Origin of the sequence: Anaerovorax odorimutans, from assembly GCF_024459955.1 — a bacterium.
Classification (GTDB): domain Bacteria; phylum Bacillota; class Clostridia; order Peptostreptococcales; family Anaerovoracaceae; genus Hominibacterium; species Hominibacterium odorimutans_A.
Genome location: NZ_JANFXK010000235.1, coordinates 1 through 227, shown reverse-complemented (window position 1 = coordinate 227; position 227 = coordinate 1). Strand labels below are relative to the sequence as shown.

The following is a 227-nucleotide window of genomic DNA, read 5'->3' as shown; positions in this document are numbered from 1 at the left end:
GAAAGCGAAACCGTTCCACCCTCTCCAGTAAACTTGATCGCATTGCTCAAAATGTTTATAAGTACCTGCTGCAGCTTCATCGCATCGCCAATATAGCAGTCGCTCAGCACAGGGTCGATGAAACATTCATATCCCACATCATTGGCCGCAGCCTGCGTATAGCATATGGAATTGACCCCTCCCACGAATTCCTCCGTGGGGATCTCGTCGTTTTTCAACAGCATTTT

Annotated in this window: 1 protein-coding gene; it reads right to left on the bottom strand. The window is 48.0% G+C overall.

What is annotated here, in order from left to right; translation table 11 throughout:
• Positions 1 to 227 (bottom strand): hypothetical protein (locus tag NE619_RS18610; RefSeq protein ID WP_256133937.1); only part of this gene is annotated, 227 nt, incomplete at both ends.